Below are 8094 nucleotides of genomic sequence, written 5' to 3'. Positions count from 1 at the left end.
ACGAGCCGCCGCTCGCCGCCGCGGCTCCCGCGGCGCCGGCCGCGCCCGCCCCGCCGGCGATGAACCCGAGCGCCTTGGCGTACCCGGCGGCCCCGAACCAGCCGATGACCGCGACCGGTACGACGGCGGGGATACCGCCGGCGACTTCCTTGATCTGGCCCGCGGCCAGCCGGCACTTGGCGCACTCCTCCAGGTGCTTGCGCAGCCCCCGTTCGGCGCGGGTGCGCAGTCCGCCGCGGGCGTACGCGCCGAGCCGGTCGGCATGGCGCGCGCACTCCTCGTCACTGACGAGCGTGGCGCTGACGTGGGCCTGGAGGTAGGCCTGCTTGAGGCCCTCGCGGGCCCGGCTGGCCAGCACACGGGTGCCGTTGGCGTCGAGTCCGAAGAGCGTGGCGACCTCGCTCGGCGACTCGTCCTCGACCTCGGTGTGCCACAGCACGGCCTGCCACCGCTCGGGCAGCGACCGGAAGGCCTGCATGGCCATCGACTGCTCGGCCTCGTGCATCGCCCGGACATCGGCGCCCAGGTCGAGCGCTTCGTCGTCGGACACCTCGGACGCGCGCGCGGACTGCGCGGCGAACACCGCGAAGTCGTCGACGAGTTGCTCCCGCTTCGCGGACCTCGTCCAGCTCGCGGCGACCCGTCGGACGGTGGTGAGCAGATACGCGCGTACGGCGTGCTGGGGACCGGATCCGCCGCGCACCGCCTGGAGTGTGCGGGCGAAGACCTCGGCCGTGAGGTCGTCCGCGGTGTGGCCGTCGCGGCAGCAGGTGCGGGCGTACCGGCGCACCGCGTCCGCGTGGCGCCGGTAGAGCGCCTCGTAGGCGGAGTCGTCGCCCGAGCGCATCCGCTCGATCAGGGCGGCGTCGGACGGGGGCAGGTCTCTGGGCGGCGGCATAATGCCGCTGTCCTCGCGCCGGTCGCGCTGCGCCGGCACGCTGCCCTCGACGGGTTCGCCGCCCTGCGCCGGGATGACGGCCCGGCCCCCTTGGAGGGGCACATGCGGCGAGGCCGCGCCGCCGGACTCCGCGTCGTCGTCACCGAGTGACTCGTCCCGCCCGTCAAAGCTCATCGCGGAAAGCCCCCGCCGCCGGCCCTACCAGTCCCGAACACCGGGCCAGCGTGCCATATGGGCTTTTGTTCAGGACCCCCGAGTACGGACCGTCCGCTCGTCCGTGGGGAATCACCGCACCGCGGTACCAGCCTCTACGTCCACGAGGCCAGTGCAACTGTCGCTCGTGGTGCGGTAGTTAGAGATACCCGAACCGAAATTCCCGGCATCGCCCCGGCGGTGACCGAGGCGAGGGCGACGCAGCGCCCACGCCTCACCGTCACCCTTTCGAGTCACCGGTCACCGCAGGATGACGTCCTCATGCCGGCCGCGACCGCAACCCCTCCAGCAGGATGTCCAGCAGCCGCGCCGAAGCCGCCGCCTGCTGTGCGGCATCCGGCAGCGAAGGCGCCGCCGTGGCGATCACCAGCAGTACGTCCGCCACCGACACGTCGGGCCGCAGCTCACCCGCCGCACGGGCCCGGTCCACGAGCTGGCCCACCACCTCGAGCAGCGCCGCCGCCCCCGTGTCGTCGTCCGCGGCGAGCACCTCGGAGTCCCCCGGGACCAGCCGCAGCTCCCCGGCACCCGGCTGCGTCCGCTGCTGCGGCACCCGCGCCCCGTCCGGCGAACCCTCGTCCGCCACACCGACCCGCAGCACCTGCGGCGGCAGCAGCCGCCCGGCACCCGAGGCCACGGACGTCCGCAGGAAGCGCGACAGCGCCGACCACGGCTCGTCCTCCTGACCGAGCGCCGCACGCGCCTGGTCGGTCAGCCGGGAGGTCTCCTCCTCGGCTATCCGACGGACCAGGACGTCCTTGCTCGGGAAGCGCCGGTACACCGTGCCGACGCCGACCCGCGCGCGCCGCGCCACGTCCTCCATCGGCGCGCCGTACCCCAGCTCGCCGAACACCTCGCGCGCCGCGCGCAGTACGTGCTCCAGATTGCGCTGTGCATCCACGCGCAGCGGCGTCGTCCGCGCACTGTCCGCGCGTCCGCTGCCCGCCGCGCTCATCGCTGAGCTCATCACTGAGCTCATCGGCCCGCCACCGGGCGCGATGGCGGACGCGGACGACCAATGAGAGTCCTGAACATGCATAAGCGATCCCCCGGTAATGACGTCTCCCCCCGGAGACACTCCCCGTCATCGAAAAGCCGGAGTGAACGGAACAAACCCGGTTCACGGACCCGCTCGGCGCGGACCCGAAGGCGCATCCCCCTACACCCCGTCGTCACACGAACATAGTTGAGTGGGGGTCAATTCAGAAGGGGCTCGTTCCGCACGAGGCGCCCCCCGATCGGAGTACGCGTCGCATTCGTCCCGATTGCGCCCCCTCCGGGCGCCGGACACACCCCTGCTGACCTGCGGCCTTTCCCTCTACTTCGGCGATTCGGCCAACCCCGCGCGCCCCCGGCTCGCGGTCACACAAATTGTCGAGCCTGTGGACAAACGCAAGCGTCCGGTGCGTCATGGGATGGTGAAGGAACGTGCGCGCATTCTCGTTGTCGGCGGCGGTTACGTCGGGATGTACACGGCCCTGCGTCTCCAGCGAAAGCTGAAACGGGAACTCGCGCGGGGCGAGGTGCAGATCACCGTGGTCACACCCGACCCGTACATGACGTATCAGCCGTTCCTCCCGGAGGCGGCCGCCGGTTCCATCTCCCCCCGCCATGTCGTCGTACCGCTGCGCCGCGTCCTGGACGCCTGCCGCGTCGTCGTCGGCGAGGTCACCTCGATCGACCACGCCAAGCGCACCGCCGCCCTCTCCACACTCGCCACCGAGGAGGAGGGCACCGGCGCACAGCAGCTGACGTACGACGAACTGGTCCTCGCCCCCGGCTCGATCTCGCGCACCCTGCCCGTCCCCGGTCTCGCCGAGCACGGCATCGGCTTCAAGACCGTCGAGGAGGCCATCGGCCTGCGCAACCACGTCATCGAACAGATGGACATCGCCTCCTCCACCCGCGACCCGGCCATCCGCGACGCGGCCCTGACCTTCGTCTTCGTGGGCGGCGGCTACGCCGGTGTCGAGGCGCTCGGCGAGCTGGAGGACATGGCCCGCTACACCGCCCGCTACTACCACAACGTCCAGCCCGAGGACATGAAGTGGATCCTCGTCGAAGCCTCGGACCGCATCCTGCCCGAGGTCGGCGAGGAGATGGGCCGCTACACGGTCACCGAACTGCGCCGCCGCAACATCGACGTACGCCTGAACACCCGCCTGGAATCCTGCGCGGACCGCGTCGCCGTCCTCAGCGACGGCGCCCGCTTCCCCACGCGTACGGTCGTCTGGACGGCCGGCGTCAAACCCCACCCGCTCCTCGCCGCCACCGACCTCCCGCGCAACGACCGCGGCCGGCTGACATGCACCCCCGAGCTCACGATCGAGGGCACCACGCACGCGTGGGCGGCCGGAGACGCCGCCGCCGTCCCCGACGTCACGGCCGAGGAACCCGGCAAGGAGACGGCCCCCAACGCCCAGCACGCGCTCCGCCAGGCGAAGGTCCTCGGCGACAACATCGCGCACGCTCTGCGGGGCGAGCCCCTGGAGACGTACGCCCACAAGTACGTCGGCTCGGTCGCCTCCCTGGGGCTGCACAAAGGTGTCGCGTACGTCTACGGGCGCAAGCTGAAGGGCTACCCTGCCTGGTTCATGCACCGCGTCTACCACCTCAGCAGGGTGCCCACCTTCAACCGCAAGGCCCGCGTCCTCGCCGAGTGGACCCTGTCCGGGCTCTTCAAGAGGGAGATCGTCTCGCTCGGATCCCTCGAACATCCCCGCGCGGAGTTCGAACTCGCGGCCGGTGGAAAGCATCCTCAGGACCCGACGAACGACCCGAAGGGGTCGTCCTGACCGGACCGAGGAACTCCAGCCGTGCGGTGGGCGTCTGACGGATGCCGACCCGGGCGGCCGCCCTGCCAGACTGGTCCCGACCTTGGACGGACACAACCCCGCCCTCCGACACCGCGAGGCTTTCCCCACAGTGCTGCCACCCCGGGGTGCCACCCCTCAGACCCCCGACCGGGTCCGGAGCCGGCCGAGAACGCCGCAGACGACGACACGAGGCAAGGATTCGTGAACTTCACGCGCTGGAGCGCCCGGCTCCCCGGAACGCAGCGCCGCGCCGCAGGGCGGACCGACCACCCGGTCACCGCGGACCCGCGGTCGGACGGCGCGGGCTCGGTACCCGCGGCCCGCGCCGAGCAACTCACCGACGACGCAACCCCCGTGCCCGCCGTCGACGAACTCCCGGTGCGCGAGGTCCTCGACCGCGTCCCCGCCCTCGTCGCCCTCGTCCACGGCCCCGACCACCGCCTCGCCTACGTCAACGACGCCTACGTCACCGCCTTCGGCCCCCGCTCCACCGGCGCCCCGGCCCGCGAAGCCCTCCCGGAACTCGACGAACTCGGCCTGTTCCCCCTCCTGGACCAGGTCCTGCGCAGCGGCAAGCCCCGCACGGTCAAGTCCCGCAAGGCCCCCGACGGCCGCTCGTACACCTTCACCTGCACCCCGGTGACCGCGGGCGAGGGCGGCGCCGCCGTCCTGGTGTTCGCCACGGACGTCACCGACCACGCCGAGGCCGCCGAACGACTCAGAGCCAGCGAACGCCGCCAGCGCGAGACCGCCGTGACCCTCCAGCGCTCCCTGCTCCCGCAGGAACTCGAAGAACCGGACGACCTCCGCGTCGCCGCCACCTACCATCCGGGAGGCACGGAGGCCGCGGTCGGCGGCGACTGGTACGACGTGATCACCCTCGGTGGTGGCCGCACCGCCCTCGTGATCGGCGACGTGATGGGCCGAGGGGTGCGCGCGGCGGCGATCATGGGCCAGCTCCGCACGGCGGTCAGGGCCTACGCCCGCCTCGACCTCCCCCCGCACGAGGTCCTCCAGCTCCTGGACGGCCTCGCCATGGAGATCGACGCCAACCAGATCGCCACCTGCGTGTACGCCATCCACGACCCGAACGAGGGCCGGCTGGTGTACGCCTCGGCCGGCCACCTGCCCATCCTGGTCCGCGACGAGAGCGGCGTGGTCCAGCGCGCCGACGAACCGACCGGCCCGCCCCTCGGCACCGGCGGCTGGATGCACGCCTCCGGCTCGATCGCCCTGAGCCCCGGCTCCACGGCCGTCCTCTACACGGACGGTCTGGTGGAACGCCGGAACGAGGACCTCGACGAGGGCATCGCCGCCCTGGAGCGCGCCCTGTCCGGCGCGACGGGCACACCCCAGGTGGTGTGCGACCGCCTGGTCCGTTCAGCCGGGGTGACGGCGGACCACGACGACGACGTGGCCGTCCTGGTCCTTCAGCACCCCGCCCGCACCGGCCCCGACAGCGAGCTGTTCCGCAACGCCGCCCTGGAACTCCTCGGCGGCGTGGAAGCGGCCCCACGCGCGCGTGCGTTCGCCTCCGGCGTCCTGACCAGCTGGCGGTTCCCGGTGGAACTGCACGACCTGGGCGTCCTGGCCGTGAGCGAGCTGGTCGCGAACTCCCTGCAGCACGGGACGCCACCGATGCGCCTGCGGCTGCGCCGCACCGACCGCCGTCTGATCGTCGAGGTCACCGACGGCGACGACCACCTCCCTCGCCGCCGCCGCGCCGAACCCGGCGACGAGTCCGGCCGGGGCATCGCCATCGTGGCGACGATCGCCTCGGCGTGGGGATCCCGTCGGACACCGGGGGGTGGGAAGGCGGTGTGGTGCGAGTTCGCGCTGCCGGGGATCGCGAGGTGAACCGGGCCGGCCCGGCTCAGGCGCTCGCCCGGGCCTGGTCCGCCGGAGTCGGGCCGCCCTGGGCCACCACCCGGCTCCTCGCCGACCACGGCTGATCCTGTCCGGCCGTCAGCCGGCGCCCCAGCCGCACCGCCAGCACCGAGATCACCAGCGAGAACAGCAGGAACGTCACGATGTACGGCGCGTGCAGCGACGCCCCCATGGGCCCGCCCACCGCCGGCCCCACGGCCAACGCCAGCTGCTTCACCAGCGCGAACGCGGAGTTGTACTGCCCCGCCATCCCCTCCGGCGCAAGATCCGCGACCAGCGGGGCGACCGTCGGCGACAGCATCGCCTCACCCAGCCCGAACAGGGCATACGTCGTCACGAACGCGGCAGTGGCCATCTCCTTGCTGCCGTGTCCGAGCCCCGCGTACCCCGCCACGACCCACGCCACGGCCCAGATCAGCCCCACGGCCGCGATCACCCGCGACCGCCTGCGCCGCTCCACGAACCTCAGTACGGCGAACTGCGCGACCACGATCATCGCGGTGTTCGCGGCCAGCGCCGTACCCAGGGCGGACGTCGAGATCCCGGCAGCCTCCACGCCGTACGCGCTCAGCCCCGACTCGAACTGTCCGTAGCAGGCGAAGAACAGCACGAAACCCAGCACGCACAGCTGCACCATGGCCCGGTTGCCCAGCAGCTGCTTCCAGCTCCCCTTGGCCGAGCGCGACTGCCCCGGCGCGTCCGCGAACCGCGGCGAGTGCGGCATCCGCACGCTCGCCATCACCACGACCAGCAGCAGGAACATCGCCGCCTCGATCGCGAACAGCAGGGTGAAGGACGAGACGTGCGTGGTGTCGACGAGGTGACCGCCGATGAGCCCGCCGACGCCGAGCCCCAGGTTCTGCAGGAAGAACTGCGTGGCGAAGGCCCGCGAGCGCGTGTCGGCCGTCGAGCAGTCCACGATCATCGTCGCCAGCGCGGGCTGCATCACGGCCTGCCCGGCCCCGAGCGCTCCCGCCGAGAGCAACACGGTCGTCGCGTTGTTCGCGAGCCCCAGGCTCAGCGCTCCCACCGCGGCGGTGACCAGAGCGGCGAGCAACACCGGCAACGGACCCCGCCGGACGATGGCCCGCCCGGCGAACGGAAGCACGATCAGCGCCGCCACCGCGAAGACGGCCAGGACGAGCGCCGCCGTCATGGCACCCAGCCCCCGTACCTGCGCCACGTAGACGTACAGATAGGGGACGGTGAAGCCGAGCCCGAACGCGCTGAGTGCGTTGCCCACGTGGATCCGGCGCATCGCAGCGCCCTTCGCCCTGGTCACGTTCACCTCTCTCGAGTAGTTGGGTGTCATCAGCAGTTAGCACTGAAGACTTCGAAGCTAAAGTTAGAAGCTAAAGAGTACACATCGAAGGACTTCAACGCCAAGCAGACCCGTGCCATACTTCGCCCCATGGGCGACACCCCCGGCGGCCTCGGCGAGCCGACCCTCGAAGAACAGATCGCCGCCTACCAGCGCGAGTTCCAGGACCTCGACCCCCAGGTCGAGAAGATCGTCTCGGCGCTGTCCCGACTGAACCGCCGTATGAACGTCGCCTACGGCCGCCAGACCGCCGCCCTCGGCATCAGCAACGCCGAGTGGGAGGTCCTCAAGGCCCTCGTCCTCTCCGGCGCCCCCTACCGCCTGGGTCCCAGCGACCTCGCCAAGCGCCTCGGCCTGACGCCGGCCGCGATGACCCACCGCATCGACCGCATGGTCACCGAGGGACTGGTCACCAGGGAGCGCGACGAGTCCAACCGCGTCCGCGTGATCGTCGAGCTCACCGCGGGGGGCCGGGAGAAGTGGCTGGAGGCGATGCGTCTGGCCACGGTCTTCGAGGAGGACCTGCTCCAGGACCTGTCGCAGAAGGACCGCACCGCACTCGGTGACGTCCTCACCCGCCTCCTGCGCCGGGTGGAGGACGCCCAGCCGGACGCCGGCGGGCGCCTCACCGACCTGGACTGATCCCGCCACAAAAGATCTTGACAGACGGCACTTGACAGCCCCCTGCCCGATCCGTAGAGTTCTTCGGGTTGCCGCGGAGCCGTAACGGTTCTTCGACGACGCCTCCGCCGCATCAGCGGCACCACAAACCACCAGCAAGATCTCCCAGCGGGATTGAATTCGGCGTGCCCGAATTCCATTCGATTTGGGTCCGGCAGCTCGATTAGGAACTGACCGGAAGGATCCGCTAAGGTTTGAGACGTCGGAACGGCCCAGCGGCCGGGAAGACAAGCCCCTCTGACTGGGAGTCAGGCCCGAAAGGATCTGATAGAGTCGGA

The 8094-nt window shown here is 71.4% G+C and carries 6 protein-coding genes; 3 read left to right on the top strand and 3 right to left on the bottom strand.

Annotated elements, in window-relative coordinates; genetic code table 11:
* Together ACWBNA_RS47555 and ACWBNA_RS47550 are read right to left on the bottom strand one after the other, a co-directional pair.
* On the bottom strand, positions 1-1072 hold a 1072-nt coding region (locus tag ACWBNA_RS47555), incomplete at its 3' end, for a sigma-70 family RNA polymerase sigma factor (RefSeq protein ID WP_482710836.1).
* Positions 1073-1370: 298 nt separating this feature from the next.
* Positions 1371-2150 (bottom strand): TetR/AcrR family transcriptional regulator, encoded by a 780-nt coding sequence (locus ACWBNA_RS47550; RefSeq protein ID WP_482710835.1) that lies wholly within the window; start codon positions 2148-2150, stop codon positions 1371-1373.
* A 376-nt stretch (positions 2151-2526) separates the two neighbouring features.
* Between ACWBNA_RS47550 and ACWBNA_RS47545 the strand changes: the two genes are divergently transcribed.
* Together ACWBNA_RS47545 and ACWBNA_RS47540 are read left to right on the top strand one after the other, a co-directional pair.
* The gene (locus tag ACWBNA_RS47545; protein ID WP_482710834.1) at positions 2527-3906 is read left to right on the top strand and encodes an NAD(P)/FAD-dependent oxidoreductase; all 1380 of its coding nucleotides are present in this window, start codon (positions 2527-2529) and stop codon (positions 3904-3906) included.
* Between the two features lie 222 nt (positions 3907-4128).
* On the top strand, positions 4129-5784 hold the full coding sequence (locus tag ACWBNA_RS47540) for an ATP-binding SpoIIE family protein phosphatase (protein WP_482710833.1): 1656 nt from the start codon (positions 4129-4131) through the stop codon (positions 5782-5784).
* Between the two features lie 16 nt (positions 5785-5800).
* Here ACWBNA_RS47540 and ACWBNA_RS47535 read toward each other — a convergent pair whose 3' ends face one another.
* The gene (locus ACWBNA_RS47535) at positions 5801-7072 is read right to left on the bottom strand and encodes an MFS transporter (RefSeq protein WP_482710837.1); all 1272 of its coding nucleotides are present in this window, start codon (positions 7070-7072) and stop codon (positions 5801-5803) included.
* A gap of 153 nt (positions 7073-7225) precedes the next feature.
* Here ACWBNA_RS47535 and ACWBNA_RS47530 point away from each other — a divergent pair, with 153 nt between their 5' ends.
* Positions 7226-7777 carry a MarR family winged helix-turn-helix transcriptional regulator gene (locus ACWBNA_RS47530; RefSeq protein WP_482710832.1) on the top strand — a complete coding sequence of 184 codons (552 nt, stop codon included), beginning with the start codon at positions 7226-7228 and terminating at the stop codon, positions 7775-7777.
* The last annotated feature ends 317 nt before the right edge of the window (positions 7778-8094 follow it).

This window comes from Streptomyces sp. Q2 (assembly GCF_056820935.1).
Note: the sequence above shows the minus strand (reverse complement) of the source record. Positions and strands in the feature narration are given on the sequence as shown.

Coding starts and splice junctions, on each gene's coding strand:
- ACWBNA_RS47550 (WP_482710835.1), bottom strand. CDS start 2,150: ATGCATGTTCAGGACTCTCATTGGTCGTCCGCGTCCGCCATCGCGCCC.
- ACWBNA_RS47545 (WP_482710834.1), top strand. CDS start 2,527: ATGGTGAAGGAACGTGCGCGCATTCTCGTTGTCGGCGGCGGTTACGTC.
- ACWBNA_RS47535 (WP_482710837.1), bottom strand. CDS start 7,072: ATGCGCCGGATCCACGTGGGCAACGCACTCAGCGCGTTCGGGCTCGGC.
- ACWBNA_RS47530 (WP_482710832.1), top strand. CDS start 7,226: ATGGGCGACACCCCCGGCGGCCTCGGCGAGCCGACCCTCGAAGAACAG.